General features: G+C 59.4%; 9 protein-coding genes. 2 read left to right on the top strand and 7 right to left on the bottom strand.

Annotation, left to right across the window (positions count from 1 at the left end; genetic code table 11):
• Nucleotides 1-72: 72 nt before the first annotated feature.
• The 6 genes from PUV47_RS19040 to PUV47_RS19015 are packed head-to-tail and all read right to left on the bottom strand — an operon-like array spanning nt 73 to nt 8,117.
• The gene (locus PUV47_RS19040; RefSeq protein ID WP_274220189.1) at nt 73-858 is read right to left on the bottom strand and encodes a crotonase/enoyl-CoA hydratase family protein; all 786 of its coding nucleotides are present in this window, start codon (nt 856-858) and stop codon (nt 73-75) included.
• A complete protein-coding gene (locus tag PUV47_RS19035) occupies nt 855-1,715 on the bottom strand; it encodes a hydroxymethylglutaryl-CoA lyase (RefSeq protein WP_274220188.1) in 861 nt (286 codons plus the stop codon). Before PUV47_RS19035 ends, PUV47_RS19040 begins: the two co-directional genes overlap by 4 nt.
• Entirely contained in the window at nt 1,712-3,343 is a 1,632-nt protein-coding gene (locus PUV47_RS19030) for an acyl-CoA synthetase (RefSeq protein WP_274220187.1), read from the bottom strand. The genes PUV47_RS19035 and PUV47_RS19030 overlap by 4 nt, the downstream gene beginning before the upstream one ends.
• 2 nt (nt 3,344-3,345) lie before the next feature.
• Nucleotides 3,346-5,331, bottom strand: coding sequence for an acetyl/propionyl/methylcrotonyl-CoA carboxylase subunit alpha (locus PUV47_RS19025; protein ID WP_274220186.1), 1,986 nt, complete (start codon nt 5,329-5,331; stop codon nt 3,346-3,348).
• Nucleotides 5,332-5,346: 15 nt separating this feature from the next.
• Nucleotides 5,347-6,954, bottom strand: coding sequence for a carboxyl transferase domain-containing protein (locus PUV47_RS19020; RefSeq protein ID WP_274220185.1), 1,608 nt, complete (start codon nt 6,952-6,954; stop codon nt 5,347-5,349).
• Nucleotides 6,954-8,117, bottom strand: a complete 1,164-nt coding sequence (locus PUV47_RS19015; RefSeq protein ID WP_102868890.1) for an isovaleryl-CoA dehydrogenase — start codon at nt 8,115-8,117, stop codon at nt 6,954-6,956. The genes PUV47_RS19020 and PUV47_RS19015 overlap by 1 nt, the downstream gene beginning before the upstream one ends.
• Nucleotides 8,118-8,285: 168 nt before the next feature.
• Here PUV47_RS19015 and PUV47_RS19010 point away from each other — a divergent pair, with 168 nt between their 5' ends.
• Together PUV47_RS19010 and PUV47_RS19005 are read left to right on the top strand one after the other, a co-directional pair.
• The gene (locus PUV47_RS19010) at nt 8,286-8,894 is read left to right on the top strand and encodes a TetR/AcrR family transcriptional regulator (RefSeq protein WP_274220184.1); all 609 of its coding nucleotides are present in this window, start codon (nt 8,286-8,288) and stop codon (nt 8,892-8,894) included.
• Between the two features lie 267 nt (nt 8,895-9,161).
• Nucleotides 9,162-12,389, top strand: a complete 3,228-nt coding sequence (locus PUV47_RS19005; protein ID WP_274220183.1) for a 2Fe-2S iron-sulfur cluster-binding protein — start codon at nt 9,162-9,164, stop codon at nt 12,387-12,389.
• Between the two features lie 12 nt (nt 12,390-12,401).
• On the opposite strand, the gene PUV47_RS19000 is transcribed toward PUV47_RS19005, so the two are convergent.
• On the bottom strand, nt 12,402-13,493 hold the full coding sequence (locus tag PUV47_RS19000; protein WP_274220182.1) for an FUSC family protein: 1,092 nt from the start codon (nt 13,491-13,493) through the stop codon (nt 12,402-12,404).
• Nucleotides 13,494-15,242 lie beyond the last annotated feature (1,749 nt).

Genomic DNA, 15,242 nt, shown 5'->3' with positions numbered 1-15,242 from the left:
GCCAGTCAAGTAAAGAAGAATCGGCAGTTTTCCGCGTTGTTCAGAGGGGGTGCTGCCACCTTCATGCTTTTGTTATGTGCGCCAGGGTGGTGTTTTCTTGGCAAAGAACGCGTCAATCCCGGCTTGGGCTTCCTCTGTTTCCCAACGGTCCGCCAGCTTGCCCACGGTGTAGTTGATCTGGCCTTCCGCTGGCATGCGGGCGAGGGCGCAGCACAGCGCCTTGGCATCGGCCACCGCACCGGGGGCACAGCTCAGGTAGCTTTCAGCTTCCTCCTGCACGACGGTGTCCAGCGCATCCGCTCCGGTCACCAGCGAGACCAGGCCGAGGTCTTTTGCCCGCTCGGGCCCAAAGGCCTTTGCACTCATGAACACCTGACGCGCGTTGCCTTCGCCCATGCGGCGCACAACGTAGGGACCAATCGTTGCGGGGATCAGGCCGAGACGGGTTTCTGTGAGCGCGAACTTGGTGCCATGGCTGGCGACAACAAGGTCGCAAATGCTCATCAAACCCACGCCGCCGCCATAGGCCGGGCCATGGACACGAGCGATCATCGGTTTTCCGAGTGCGTCCAGCCGCTTCAGCATGCCTGCAAGGCGTTGCGCTTCCTCAATCTTGCCAGCGCGGTCCTTTTCCGCCTGCGCCTGCATCCAGGTGAGATCGCCGCCAGCGCAAAACGTCTTGCCTTTGGCTGCGAGAATGACAACGCGGGTGCTGTCATCTGCCTCCAGCTCATCTGCGGCGTGCACCAGCTCGTCCATCATCTGCGCGCTCATGGCGTTGTGCTTGTCCGCGCGGGCGAGCCAAAGGGTGGTGATGCCGTTGTCAGCGCGTTCAATTTCCAGAGTTTCAAAGCTCATGCTGCTGCCTCTTTAAGCCCCATGATGAAGGCCGCTGCTTTCTGGCAGGCTGCCATGTCCAACCCGGTATGAAGACCGAGTTCATGCAGGCGTGCCGCAACTTCAATGGTGTTCACGTTGCCTTTGGCACCCGGGGCATAGGGGCAGCCCCCAAGGCCGCCAATGGCCGCATCAAAGGTTCTAAGGCCAAGTTCAAGGCTTGCCTCAATGTTGGAAACGGCCCTGTCGCCGGTGTCATGGTAGTGGCCAGCCAGTCGTTCCGCAGGCACTTCCTGAAGCACAGCCTTGAGCATGGCACGGATGGTTTTTGGTGTTCCTGCGCCAATGGTGTCGCCCAGCGAGATCTCATAGCACCCCATCTCGATCATGCGCTTGGCAACGGAGGCCACCATGGCCGGGTCCGTGTCGCCGTCATAGGGACAGCGGATCACACAGGAGACATAGCCGCGTACAGGAATGCCATCGCTCTTGGCTTGCTCGATGATCGGTGCGAAGCGCTCAAAGCTCTCTGCGACGGAGCAGTTGATGTTGGCCTGCGAGAAGCCTTCGGAGGCCGAGCCGAATACGGCGACTTCATCGGCCTTGGCTTCCCGTGCCCGGTCGTAGCCCTTCAGATTGGGGGTCAAGGCGGTGTACTTTACACCCGGTTTTCGGGTAATTCCTTCAAGCACTTGCGCGGCGTCGGCCATCTGCGGCACCCATTTGGGGGAGACGAAGCTGGTTGCCTCAATCTTTGTAAAGCCACAGCCGGACAACTGGTCAACAAGCGCGATCTTGGCCGGTGTGCTGATCAGGACTTTTTCGTTTTGCAGGCCATCGCGCGGCCCCATCTCGAACAAGGTCACATGGTCACTCATGGGGCCTCCTCCATGGCCATTTGGCGCAGTTCCCGGCGGATGACCTTGCCTGTTGTGGTCATGGGCAGGGCGTCCACGAACTCCACCTCCCGTGGGTATTCGTGGGCGGCCAGCCTCTCCTTCACGAACAGCGCAAGCTCGTCAGCCAGCTCCTTGCTGGGCTCAATGCCTTGGCGCAGCACAACATAGGCCTTCACGATTTCCGTGCGTGTGGCGTCCGGCTTGCCAATAACGCCCACCATGGCGACGGCGTCGTGCTTTAACAGGCAGTCCTCAATCTCACCCGGTCCAATGCGGTAACCGGAGGAGGTGATGACATCATCGTCCCGGCCAACGAAGCGGATCCAGTCTTCCGCGTCCATCACGCCCTGATCGCCTGTCATCAGGAAGCCGTTGATCACCTTCTTTGCGGTGGCCTCCGGGTTGCGCCAGTATTCCAGGAACATAACCGGGTTTGGGGTGCGAATGCCGATGTTTCCCTGCATGCCCCGTGGCAGCTCCACGCCGTTGTCATCAACGATGCGCACATCAAAGCCCGGTACGGCCTTGCCCATGATGCCGGGTCGTGGGTCCATCATCTGGCTGCACGTTGCCACCACGAGATTGCACTCGGTCTGGCCGTAGAACTCGTTGATGGTGATGCCGAAGGTCTTGCGGCCCCAGTCCAGCAGCTCCGCGCCAAGGGCTTCACCGCCGCTGCCAATGGTGCGCACGCTGTAGTTCCAGCGTTCCTGCGGGTTGTCCACGGTCCGCATCATCTTCAGAGCGGTTGGTGGGATGAAGGCATTGCGGATCTTTTGATCCTGCATCAGCTGAAACGCGGCCTCGCCCGTAAACTTTCGGAACCGGCACGCCACCACAGGAACTCCGTGGTGGAGCGATGGCATGATCGCGTCCATGAGACCGCCAATCCATGCCCAGTCCGCAGGTGTCCAGAACCGGTCACCTTCCTGCGGGAACAGGTCATGGGGAAACTCAACTCCCGGCAGATGGCCGAGCAACACCCGGTGGGCATGCAGGGCACCCTTGGGCTGGCCTGTGGTGCCGGAGGTGTAAACGATCATGGCGGGGTCATCCGCCCGCGTCTTTACCGGCTCGAACTCGGTAGAGTGCCCTTGTGTCAGGGCGTGATAATCCTCCGCCCCATGCAACGCGCCATCGATGCACAGCACCACCTTAAGGTGCGGCAGGCGGCTGCGCAGATACTGGAGTTTTTCGGCACCCATGGCGTTGGTGATAATGGCCTTGGCCTCGGAATTGTTGAGGCGGTACTCCAGCGCTTCCTCACCAAACAGGGTGAACAAGGGGATGGAGATGGCCCCCATTTTGTGAATGGCGATGTGACCAAAGGCGGTTTCGGGTGCTTGTGGCAGCAGGATGCCAACCCGATCGCCGCGAGCCACTCCACGGCTGGCAAGCAGGTTGGCAAGCTGATTGGATTTCTCTTTGAGATCTCCAAAGGTGTAATGGCTGACAGCGCCGTCTTCGCGCACAAACACCAGCGCTTCGCGGTTCGGTTCCTTGTCCGCCCACTTGTCGCTGATATCAACCCCGATGTTGAAGAACTCTGGCACCTTCCATTCGAAGGCCGCTCGAAGGCCTTCGTAGGAGCGAATTTGCGGCAACATGATTACGCTTCCTCCTCAAGAGCAATCAGGAGAGCACCATCTTCCACTTGGTCGCCCACCGCCACCATCACTTCTTGCACCACACCATCTCGCGGGGCTTTCAGGCTGTGTTCCATCTTCATGGCTTCGGTCACCACCAGAACGTCGCCTTCGCGGACGGTTTGGCCCGCTTTGCAATGCACAGCGCGTACCTGCCCCGGAACGGGCGAGATGATGGCGCTGCCTGCATCCGCCTGTTCCTCCTCTTCGCTCAAGTGGTCAGGCAGGTGGAATGTCCAGCACTGGCCCTCCATGAAAAGCGTGAGGGTGGTTGGTGTTCTGGCAAAATGGCAGCAGCGCTGCGCCCCGCCGATGCTCACGCGGATCTCGTCACCCTCTCTGCGAAGGATCTTGAAGGACAGGCCGGTGTCGCCCACGGTGGCGGACAAGCTGCCGTCCTGATGCGAGGCGATTGCAACTTCCGTCAAGGCCTCGCGGTAGCGCAGGTGAGCAAACTGGCGGGCAGAGCTCCACAGGCGCCAACCAGCCAGCGTTTCCCATGGGCTTGCGCCATAACCGGCATCGTGGGCAAGGCCCAGATCAATGGCAGCGGCGATGGCATACACCTCCGCTGTGGGTTCCGGGACGCGGGTCAAACTTTCCAGCTCGCGGTCGATGAGCAGGGTATCCATCTCACCGCGCGCAAACCCCTCATGGTTCGCCAGTGCGTGCAGAAAGGTGATGTTGGTGGTTGCGCCAACGGCCCGGCTCTTTTCCAGCGCCTGGCTCAGTTTGCTCAGTGCCTCGCTACGGTTTTCGCCATGCACGATCACCTTCGCGATCATCGGATCATAAAACGGCGTGATGGTATCCCCCTTGCGCACGCCGCTGTCGATGCGGGCAAAGTGCTGGGGCAAGCGCAGCTCGTTCAAGGTGCCGGTGGCAGGCAGGAACCCGGCCTCGGCGTCTTCGGCATAGATTCGTGCTTCAAAAGCGTGGCCGTTGATGCTCAGCTCTTCCTGTCGCTTTGGCAGAGGAGCGCCAGCCGCGACCCGAAGTTGCCAGTGCACCAGATCTTCGCCGGTAATGGCTTCCGTTACCGGGTGTTCCACCTGCAGCCGGGTATTCATCTCCATGAACCAGAACCGGTCGGGCCTTAGCCCCTCCGACCCATCCACGATGAACTCGACTGTGCCCGCACCTTCATAGCCAACGGCAAGAGCGGCTTTCACCGCTGCCTCACCCATGGCGGTGCGCATTTCCTCGCTCATGCCGGGGGCAGGGGCTTCCTCAATCACCTTTTGGTGTCGGCGCTGCAATGAGCAGTCACGCTCAAACAGGTGGACGGCGTTGCCGTGGCTGTCGGCAAACACCTGCACTTCGATGTGCCGGGGAGACTGGATGTACTTTTCGATCAAAACACGAGGGTCGCCAAAGCTGGATTGACCTTCGCGCTGGGCACCTTCCAAGGCGCTGAGAAACTCTTCGGAGGCATCAACCCGGCGCATGCCCTTGCCGCCGCCACCTGCGCGGGCCTTGATGAGCACCGGATAGCCCATTTGGTCGGCTTGAGTTTTCAGGAACGCCGCATCTTGGTTTTCGCCGTGGTAACCGGGCACCACAGGCACGCCGGAATGTTCCATCAGTTGCTTTGCTGCATCCTTGAGGCCCATGGCGCGGATTGCACTGGCAGGTGGGCCAATGAACACAAGGCCCGCTGCTTCAACGGCCTCAACAAACTCCGGGTTTTCCGAAAGAAAACCATAGCCGGGGTGAATTGCTTGCGCGCCCGCTTTCTTGGCCGCCGCCAGAATGGCGTCCTTGTTCAGGTAGCTCTCGTTCACCGGCGCCGGGCCAATCAGGTAGGCCTCATCGGCTTCCTCAACATGCAGCGCGTTGCGGTCTGCTTCCGAGTACACAGCAACCACCTTGATGCCGAGGCTTTTGGCTGTTCTGGCCACACGGACGGCGATCTCACCGCGGTTTGCTATCAGGATTTTCTTGAACATGATTCCCGCGCCCCCTTACATGCGGAAGATGCCGAACGGCGTGTCTTCGATTGGTGCGTTGAGCGATGCCGCCAGCGACAGGGCCAGTACATCTCGGGTCTTGCGCGGGTCGATGATGCCATCGTCCCACAAACGCGCAGAGGCGTAGAGCGGGTGTCCCTGTTCCTCGAACTGGTCAATGATGGGCTGCTTGAAGGTTTCTTCATCTTCTGCCGACCACGTGCCGCCCTTGCGCTCAATGCCTTCGCGGCGCACGGTGGCCAGAACGCCCGCGGCCTGTGGCCCGCCCATCACGGAGATGCGGGAGTTTGGCCACGTCCAAAGGAAGCGGGGAGAATAGGCCCGGCCGCACATGCCATAGTTGCCAGCGCCAAAAGAGCCGCCAATCAGCACGGTGAACTTGGGCACCTTGGCGCAGGCTACAGCCGTCACCAACTTGGCACCGTCTTTGGCAATGCCGCCGCTTTCGTACTTCTGGCCCACCATGAAGCCGGTGATGTTTTGCAGGAACACAAGCGGGATCTTGCGTTGGCAGCACAGCTCCACAAAGTGCGCGCCCTTGAGAGAGCTTTCAGAGAAAAGAATGCCGTTATTGGCGATGATGCCAACGGGCATGCCATGAATGTGGGCAAAGCCTGTCACCAGCGTGGTGCCATAGCGGGCCTTGAACTCGTCGAACCGGGAGCCATCGACCAGGCGGGCGATCACCTCGCGCACGTCAAACGGCGTTTTCAGATCTGCGGGCACAATGCCAAGGATTTCCGATGGATCGTAGAGCGGGTCTTCCGGCTCCTGCAGGCGAAGCTGGTTCGGCCGCATGGCATTGAGATTGGACACTGCTTGCCGCGCCAATGCCAGTGCATGCGCGTCATCCCGCGCCAGATAGTCAGCCACGCCGGAAAGGCGGGTGTGTACGTCGCCGCCGCCCAAATCTTCCGCGCTCACCACTTCACCTGTCGCCGCTTTGACCAGTGGCGGACCGGCGAGAAAAATGGTGCCTTGTTCTTTCACGATGATGGTTACATCGCTCATGGCTGGCACATACGCGCCGCCGGCGGTACACGACCCCATCACCACGGCGATCTGCGGAATGCCTTTTGCAGACATGTTGGCCTGATTGAAGAAGATCCGGCCGAAATGGTCCCGGTCTGGAAACACTTCATCCTGCTGGGGCAGGTTGGCACCTCCTGAGTCCACCAGATAAATGCAGGGCAGGTTGTTCTGCTCGGCAATTTCCTGGGCGCGCAGGTGTTTTTTCACCGACATTGGGTAGTATGTGCCGCCCTTTACGGTGGCGTCATTTGCAACAATCATGCAATCGACGCCGTTTACGCGGCCAACGCCAGTGATCACCCCGGCGGAGGGCGCTGCGCCCTCATACATGCCGTGGGCGGCAAACTGGCCGACCTCCAAAAACGGTGATCCGGGATCGATCAGCCGTGCCACCCGTTCGCGGGGGAGGATTTTCCCACGGGCCACATGGCGTTCTCTCGGGCCTTCGCCGCCACCAGCCAAAGCGGTGCGGCTGGCAGCGCGAATGGTTTCCATCACTGCCAGATGGGCCGCCTCGTTACTCTGAAAACTCTCGGAGCGCGGAGAAATCTTGGAGGTCAGCACAGACATCAGGCGGTTTCCTTGAACAGCTCGCGGCCAATCAACATGCGGCGCACTTCAGAAGTGCCTGCACCAATCTCATAGAGCTTGGCATCGCGCAGGATGCGGCTCGTGGGATATTCGTTGATGTAGCCGTTGCCACCCAGAGTCTGGATTGCCTCAAGGGCGAGCTGTGTTGCTTTTTCGGCAGAGTAGAGAATGCAGCCGGCGGCGTCCTTGCGGGTGGTTTCGCCCCGGTCACAGGCTGCGGCCACGGCGTACACATAGGCACGGCAGGCATTCATGGTGGTGTACATGTCGGCGATCTTGCCCTGCATCAACTGGAACTCGCCAATGGCTTTGCCAAACTGCTTGCGCTCGTGGATGTACGGCACCACCACGTCCATGGCCGCCGCCATCAAACCCAGTGGCCCGCCGGAAAGAACCACGCGCTCATAATCGAGGCCGGACATGAGCACCTTCACGCCGCCGCCTTCTTCGCCCAGAATGTTCTCAAAGGGCACTTCGCAGTCTTCAAATACCAGTTCACAGGTGTTGGAGCCGCGCATGCCCATCTTGTCCAGCTTCTGTGCCGTGCTGAAACCCGCCATGCCCTTTTCAATGAGGAAAGCCGTAATGCCGCGTGGGCCAGCTTCCGGGTCTGTCTTGGCGTAGACCACGAGCGTTTCTGCATCGGGGCCGTTGGTGATCCACATCTTGTTGCCGTTCAGCACGAAGCGGTCGTTCCGCTTTTCAGCGCGCAGCTTCATGGAAACAACGTCAGACCCGGCACCGGGTTCGGACATGGCAAGCGCGCCCACATGTTCGCCCGAGCACAGTTTGGGCAGGTATTTGGTTTTCTGCTCATGCGTGCCGTGCCGGTTGATCTGGTTCACACACAGGTTTGAGTGCGCGCCGTAAGAAAGACCGATGGAACCGGAAGCGCGGGAAATCTCTTCCATGGCGACAACATGTGCCAGATAGCCCATGCCGCTGCCGCCGTAGTCTGGATCCGCGGTCACACCCAGCAGACCAAGCTCGCCCAGTTGGGGCCACAGGTCCGCGGCAAAGGTGTTGGTTTCGTCAATCTCGGCAGCACGTGGGGCCAGTTTTTCCTGAGACCACTTGTGCACCATGTCGCGCAGGGCGTCGATTTCTTCACCGAGCCCGAAGTTCATCACTGCTGAAAACATCAGATATCCTCCTCATCAGATGTTTCGCCGGGCACTCCCACATGCCAGCATCATCTGTGCAGACCGCTTTAATTAAACGAACGTACGTTTGATTAATAGCAGCTGCCTTGGTATTATTCAATCACACATTAGACGAAAACACGTAGGCGGCAACGAGAAGGCATCAGCGTGGCACGCACAAAGGGCTCTGTCGGAGCAACAACACAAAAAGCAATCCTGGATGCGGCCAAAACCCTCATCGTCAAGCATGGGTTTGAAGCCATGACCCTGCGCCAGCTCGCAGCGGAAGTTGGCGTTCAGCCAGCCTCCGTCTATCGCTACATCGACAGCAAGGATGCGCTTCTTGCCGCCCTTATGAGCACACACATGGATGCGCTGATTTGTGCGTGGGAGGCGTTGGAGGACAAGGGCGAAACCCCGGATGAGCAGCTCGAGGCGTTTGTGGCCTTTCACATTCGCTATCATGTGGAACGGCGGGAGGATGTGTTCATCGCCAATATGGAGCTGCGCTCGCTCGGGGAGGCGGCACGGGCCGATGTTGTTGCCAAACGCCGTGCTTATGAGCTGAACCTTTGGCGCATTCTGGAAGAGGGCGTGAAGACGGGGGACTTCCCGGAAACCGATCTTGAAGTGGCGACCTATGCCATTCTTGCCATGCTGACAGGCGTTTGTTTTTGGTACCGGCCGGATGGTCGCCTCTCTATTGAGCAGATCATCGCCGTTCACCAAGGTCTTGTCATGCGCGGCGTTGTCAGCGGTGCCTTGCAGACGGCTTGACCCTCCAGATGCACCACAGGCGCTTAGCCGGAAAAGTCTCTACCCGTTCGGTCTGGATCATGGCCTTTGTAGGGAGCGGTTTAGCGTGACCCTGCGCAATATTGTGATCTTCTCATCGGATAAATGAAGATAAAATTTCACGTACTGCGTTGACAGAGGTGGCATTGTGCCGCCATCGTCATATCCCTGATATTTTAAGTGAATGACCGCCTTGTAAAAAAGACCGACGCAGAATCGGCGAGCAAGGCAATCCGGGCGGGGCAGGACATGAGATTATTTTCGTATCGGAACAGACCGGTGCATCTGGGGCCGTATCCATTGGAACGGCTGAAGCGGGCTGAGGGGCAGGTGGATCTCGGTCGCGTGCCGCCCATGACGCCCCTTGTCTATTCCGATCCTGAAAACCCGGAGATCTTGTCCAACGCCATGGCCTCGTTCAGCGCTGTGCTGGATGCCATTCGCGACGGGTCGCACAATGGGGTCATCTCCGAAATCCCGTCGGACCCGCAGGAGAGGGCCAACCACCTCAAGGCGGCTGGGTACTACTTCGATGCCTCCATGGTGGGTGTGGCGCGCCTCACGCCGGAGCACTTTTTGAGTGAGCCTCTGCGCAACCCTGATCTTGATAAGCTTTCCAAAGACCTGCAGGGCTTTCAGCCCAAGTCGCTTGCTTCCGGCATTGATGTGGTGATGGCAGATGTGCGCGACAGCGCTGCTGCCGTGCCCGGTCCTGTGCCGCATCATGAGTATGCCCTCGTGTTTTTGATGGAGCATCCCCGGGAGCCAGAGCTCACTGAACCGGGCGGCGAATGGATTGCCGGTGCAACGGCGCAGCGCAGTGCCATTCGTGTGGCCGAAACCGCTGTTGTGCTTGCAAACTACATCCGGCTACTGGGCTTTGAGGCCCGCGCCCACACCCCCACCAGCTCGGATGTTGACCTGAACCGCCTTGCTGTTTCCTGCGGCCTGGCAGAAGTGGTGCCCGGCGGCGACCGCAGCCTGCTCTCCAACCCCTATGTGGGCTCTGGCTTCACCTTGGCTGCCATCACCACCACTCTGGCCCTTGCGCCTGACCGTCCGCTTGCTCCCCGTTCACTGTTGGATCAATGGAGCTCTCACGGTCCGGCGTGGCAGCTTGGCATGGGCACTTACAAGTCCGCCTTTAATGCAAGGCCCTATGAAAAGCGCCGGTACCACATGGGCGCTTATCCGTTTGAAAAGATCAAACGACGGGATGAGCCCACCACCTTCATTGATGAACCGCGTGTACCCCGCGTTCCCAAACGCACCGACATGTTTGCCCGTGCCCTGTTTGGCGACATGGGCAAACCCATGCAGGAAGCTGCGAAGAACGGCGGTTATCTTGCCAAGAACCCGATGGGTTACTGTGCCCGCCGTGCTCTCGGCGCGCTCATTTTGCTGCAGGATGGGGAAACCGCCCCGGAAATCGCCGAGACCGCGCGGGATTGGGACCGAAACGCGGCCAACGTGAAGGCCGCGCTGTACTTCCTCGGCGCGGATGCAGTGGGCCTGTCCCGGTGTCCGGACTATGCATACTACTCACATGATGCCCGTGGTGAGGAGATCACGCCGTACCACAAGAACGCCATTTCCATTCTGGTGGATCAGGGGCATGAAACCATGGAGGGCGCTTCCGGGGATGACTGGATTTCCGGTGCCCAGTCCATGCGGGCGTATCTGCGCACTTCCATCATTGGCGGCATCGTTGCGGAACAAATCCGCCGCATGGGCTATTCTGCCCGCTGTCACTCCGTGGTGGATGGGGAGGTGCTGCAGCCGCCGCTTCTGCTTCTCTCCGGTCTTGGGGAGGTGAGCCGCATTGGCGAGGTGATCCTGAACCCATATCTGGGGCCGCGTCTCAAGTCCGGCGTTGTCACCACAGACATGCCTTTCACCTATGATAAGCCCATTGATTTTGGCCTGCAGACATTTTGCGAGAACTGCAACAAATGCGCCCGTGAGTGCCCTTCGGGGGCCATCACCGCTGGGCCGAAACGCATGTTTAATGGCTATGAGATCTGGAAGTCGGACTCGGAAAAATGCGCTCGTTACCGAGTGTCCCAGCCCGCGGGGTCGTTGTGTGGACGTTGCATGAAGACCTGCCCGTGGAACCTTGAGGGCATCTTTTCGGAGAGCCCGTTCCGCTGGACCGCCATGAATGTCCCTTCCGCTGCCAGGCTTCTGTCCAAGGTGGATGACTGGCTTGGCAATGGGTCCATCAATCCCGTCAAGAAATGGTGGTGGGATTTGGTCTGCGGGCCTGAGGGCAACTATGTACAGGCGGCGCAGACAAATGCACGCGGCCTGCAAACAGAACTGAACTTGCGCTACGAAGACCAAACCCTCGCTGTCTATCCCGCAAACCTTGCGCCGCACCCGTGGCCGTTCCCGTTCATGATGGACCGAGAAGCGGGCATCAAGGCTTATCAGGAGATGATTTCCGCCAAGGAATACAAGGCCCGTCTTGCCCGCGGCGAGACCCAGAACCTTGCACCCACCTATCAGGTCTCTGGCAGCACAGCGCCGGTGCTGGCGGTTACGGTGTCCAATGTGGAGTTTATGGTCGATGATGTGGTGCGCTATGAGCTGTCCCTCGCAGATGGCCAGCCGCTGCCGCCGTTCGATGCGGGCGCGCATATTGATGTGGTGGTCGCCCCGGAGTTTTTGCGTCAGTACAGTCTGGCAGGGGACCCGGCCGATAGAAGCAAGTATGTCATTGGTGTTCTGAGAGAGGACGAGGGACGCGGCGGGTCAAAGCTCATGCACCGCATCTTCAGCCCAGGCCGAAAGGTTTTCATATCCAAGCCCATCAATCATTTTCCCTTGCATGAAGAGGCCAGCCTCACCTTGCTTTTCGGCGGCGGCATTGGGGTGACGCCCATGATTGCCATGGCGCATCGGCTGCATGCGTTGGGCAAATCCTTCGAGTTGCACTATTCCATGCGGACGCGCACAGGGGCTGGTTTCATTGAGGAGCTTCAGAAGGTGCCGTGGGCGAAAAGCGTCAGCCTGCACGTGTCTTCAGAAGGCACACGGGCTGACCTTGATGCCCTCATCAATCGCTATCAGGACGGGGCGCATCTTTACACCTGCGGGCCAGACGCCTACATGGCCTCGGTTCTGGAAGCTGCGGCGCGTTGGAACTGGCCGGATGAGGCTGTGCACCGGGAATATTTTTCCGTGCCGGATCAAGGGGCCTACGAAAACCATCCCTTCCTCATTCGCCTCAAGAACAGTGGGCAGCAATTTGAAGTACCAGCAGATCGGTCCGCAGCCGACGTGTTGAACGAAAACGGCATCGCCATTCCCACCAAGTGTTCCGATGGGATCTGTGGTGTTTGCGCGGCCACCTATTCGGAAGGGGAGGTCGAGCACCGTGACTTTGTGCTCAGCCAGAAGGAGCGTGAGGGCAAGGTGGTGTTGTGCTGCTCGCGCGCGGCGGCAGAAAACGGCGTCTTGGAGCTGGAGCTGTAGCGCTGCCAGTTCCTAGTGGCAGCGGGCGACCCACTCTTTGGTCCGTTCATTGAAATCTGTGCAATGGCGCAGCAACTGTTCAAAGCCGTGGCCAAGAGAGAACAGCCGTTTCACGGTGGCGCTCGGGAAGGTGCGGGTGCCACCTTCGTTGCGCAGGTCATCAAAGGCTTCGTTGAAATTGTCTATGGCCAGTTCCACAGGGGCGATGCTTGGGGCTGGGGCGTTCCCTTCTATGGCGAGCCCGCTTTCGTGGAAGAACTCCTCCGTGACCGCCGCAATCCGGTTCAGCGCTGGGCCTAGCCGCATGGCGATGGATGTGGGCAGCGGCTCGTGGGTGGCTTGCTGAATGATCACCAGATCGTGGCGCAGTCGCATGATGGTTCGAAACACTGGTGCCGGATCGTAATCGATGGCCCGGTAAAGTTTGCGCTCTTGCATGGCTTCTGCTGCAATGCCGGTGAACTTGTCGAGGTGCTGTTGCAGCGCGGTTTCCATCGGCTCACTCTGGCTGGCGCTGCGGGTGCCAAGACAGGATGCCACATAGATGGACATGAGTTCTCCCATCAGCTGCAAGGCATTGTTGGTGGCATTGCCCATCTGCTGGCGGGAGCGCACGGGCAGCACAATCAACGAGGTGATGAGGCCGACGAGGCAGCCTATGCCGATTTCGAACAAGCGAATTGCGGCAGATTCAACCGGGTCTACCGTGGTTCCGGTTGGGGCCATCAACACAATGATTGCTGTGATCGGTGCAACCCTCAGGCCGGGACGCATGGCAGTGAGAAAGGCAAGCGGGCCGATCGCCATCACCAACGCCTCACCGAGGCTAATGGCATCCGTGTGTGGCACAAACGCGCCAATGGCTCCGCCCCAGATTGCGCCGGCTACAGTGCCGATAAACCGATCACCGGAGGCTTTGATGGAGCCGCCCACGCTGCCTTGCGTTACGATCAGCGCAGTGAGAACCGCCCATTGCGGCTGGGGGATGCCGATCAGCCGCGTCACCACGTAGGTTGCAACCACAGACATGAGAAGGCGCGCTGCCAGAAAAAGCTGGCTGCGATGGCGAATGATCCAGTTTTGTTTTGGCTGTTCGGCGATCATATGGGGGCCGTTTGGCTGCCGGGCACGGTTTGGTGGCGGTTGGCCCGTGATTTATGTTGGCGGTTTTCAAGCTCACCCCTTTCGCAGGGGCTTCTATTCATAGACGGAGGCGCTTGGTTTTTGAATCTCTAAAACAGCAGAGCAGACCTGCCTGTCCTGCCTTCGTCCATCTGAGGAGTGGTGGCTAACCGCCCACCTTTCAGGGGGGCAACCCCGAGTGATATCGGAGCGCCGCCCGACCCATTTCACTTGCTGGCCTATGCCTGGCTCACCGCAAGCTTACAGCTCGTCCGCTCCGCTTGTTCAGCGGGGCTTTTGCTCTATCTGCCCCCTTTGCCGTCTCTGTAAGGCCCGTGATCACATCCTTTCCCGCCTGTCATCCCGGGCTTGACCCGGGATCCAGTTGAGCGGTTCGGCGAGAGAGGGCGTTGGGTGGCCGGGGTTTGAAGGAGCGCTTCTGTGTTTACGTGCGTTGATGCTTAAAATCCGTGTTTTGTTCAAAGCAACGCAAATTGAACGCATGGGTTATCCCCGCGGGTTCTGGTGTTTAGCGTGCGGCAATATCGCGGTCAGTTGCGGTCGTGGTAGCGGGATATCTTTTGTTCGGGCAGCGGCTCTTCTTCCTCTCCTCTGTATCAGTGCATTGTTCTGCGGCGAGAGGAGGAGAGGGGGATAAGTTTTTCGCGCTTGGCTCAGGCGAGCCTTCTATGGGTTTGGCTTGAAAGGGGGACAAGTAGATGCGTGCTGCAGCTGCTTCCGCATGGAAGAAAGCCTGTCGTCCTGCGCACGGTGACGGTGGTGGGGGTGATCGGATACCTGTTTGTCTTGGCCTTCGCCTACTCGCCACCCTTGAGCGGACCTCCCCGCGACTTCACGTCGTCTCTAACATAGGTCGTCGCGGTCACCCTACCTCTGCCTCGCTTTCCCGTTGGCCCTCCCACTTCCGTCTTTCTCGGCTGCCATCCCGGGCTTGACCCGGGATCCAGATGTGCGGCTCGGCGGGAGAGTGCGGTGGTTGGTTGCAGGCTGATCGCTGGCGGGCCGAGCGTTTGCTGACTTTACTCATGTTCGGACCTGCACCGTTTGGGATGTGTTGCCTGTCCGCTCTACTGAGTGGTCTATTGGATGTCATGTGCGATTGTTTTAAATGACGCTGTGTTCAGCTCATGGGAGCCACTGCTCTTGGTCAGCTTTGCCTCTTCCTATTCTGCTTCCGCCTCCGCCCCGTCTCTCGTTTGTCATCCCGGCACCGCAGGTTCGTTTTTTTGCGCTGGATACCGGATCTGTGTCTCGCTGCGCTCGCCCTGTCCGGCATGACGGTTGTTAGTTGGCTCGCTCCGCATCACTATTCCGATGGTCCTCCGTCCGCTTCATCTCTTAGCTGTCATCCTCCCGCCACCGCTCCATCTTTCGGCGATCATCCCGGGCTGGACCCGGGATCCAGATGGGCGTTTCGGCTGATGCGGCGTTTGTTGGTCGGCGTTTGCAGGAGCGCTTCTGTGTTTGCGTGCGTTGATGCTTAAAATCCGTGTTTCGTTCAAAGCAACGCAAATTGAACGCATGGGTTATCCTCGCGGGTTCTGGTGTTTTGCGTGCGGCACACTCGCGGAGAGTTGCGGTCGTGGCAGGGGGATATCTTTTGTCCGGTCAGCGGCTCATCGTCCTCTCCTTTGCATAACTGCATTTTCTGCGGCGAGAGGAGGAGAGGGGGATAAGTTCTTCGCGCTTGGCTGAGGCTAGCCTTCCATG

It is taken from the genome of Pseudovibrio exalbescens, from assembly GCF_028737195.1.
Taxonomy (GTDB): Bacteria; Pseudomonadota; Alphaproteobacteria; order Rhizobiales; family Stappiaceae; genus Pseudovibrio; species Pseudovibrio zosterae.
This window is presented reverse-complemented; position numbering and strand designations above follow the sequence as displayed.

Excerpts from the sequence above, each read along its gene's own strand:
- PUV47_RS19040 (WP_274220189.1), bottom strand. The coding sequence starts at position 858 with ATGAGCTTTGAAACTCTGGAAATTGAACGCGCTGACAACGGCATCACC.
- PUV47_RS19035 (WP_274220188.1), bottom strand. The coding sequence starts at position 1,715 with ATGAGTGACCATGTGACCTTGTTCGAGATGGGGCCGCGCGATGGCCTG.
- PUV47_RS19030 (WP_274220187.1), bottom strand. The coding sequence starts at position 3,343 with ATGTTGCCGCAAATTCGCTCCTACGAAGGCCTTCGAGCGGCCTTCGAA.
- PUV47_RS19025 (WP_274220186.1), bottom strand. The coding sequence starts at position 5,331 with ATGTTCAAGAAAATCCTGATAGCAAACCGCGGTGAGATCGCCGTCCGT.
- PUV47_RS19020 (WP_274220185.1), bottom strand. The coding sequence starts at position 6,954 with ATGTCTGTGCTGACCTCCAAGATTTCTCCGCGCTCCGAGAGTTTTCAG.
- PUV47_RS19015 (WP_102868890.1), bottom strand. The coding sequence starts at position 8,117 with ATGTTTTCAGCAGTGATGAACTTCGGGCTCGGTGAAGAAATCGACGCC.
- PUV47_RS19005 (WP_274220183.1), top strand. The coding sequence starts at position 9,162 with ATGAGATTATTTTCGTATCGGAACAGACCGGTGCATCTGGGGCCGTAT.
- PUV47_RS19000 (WP_274220182.1), bottom strand. The coding sequence starts at position 13,493 with ATGATCGCCGAACAGCCAAAACAAAACTGGATCATTCGCCATCGCAGC.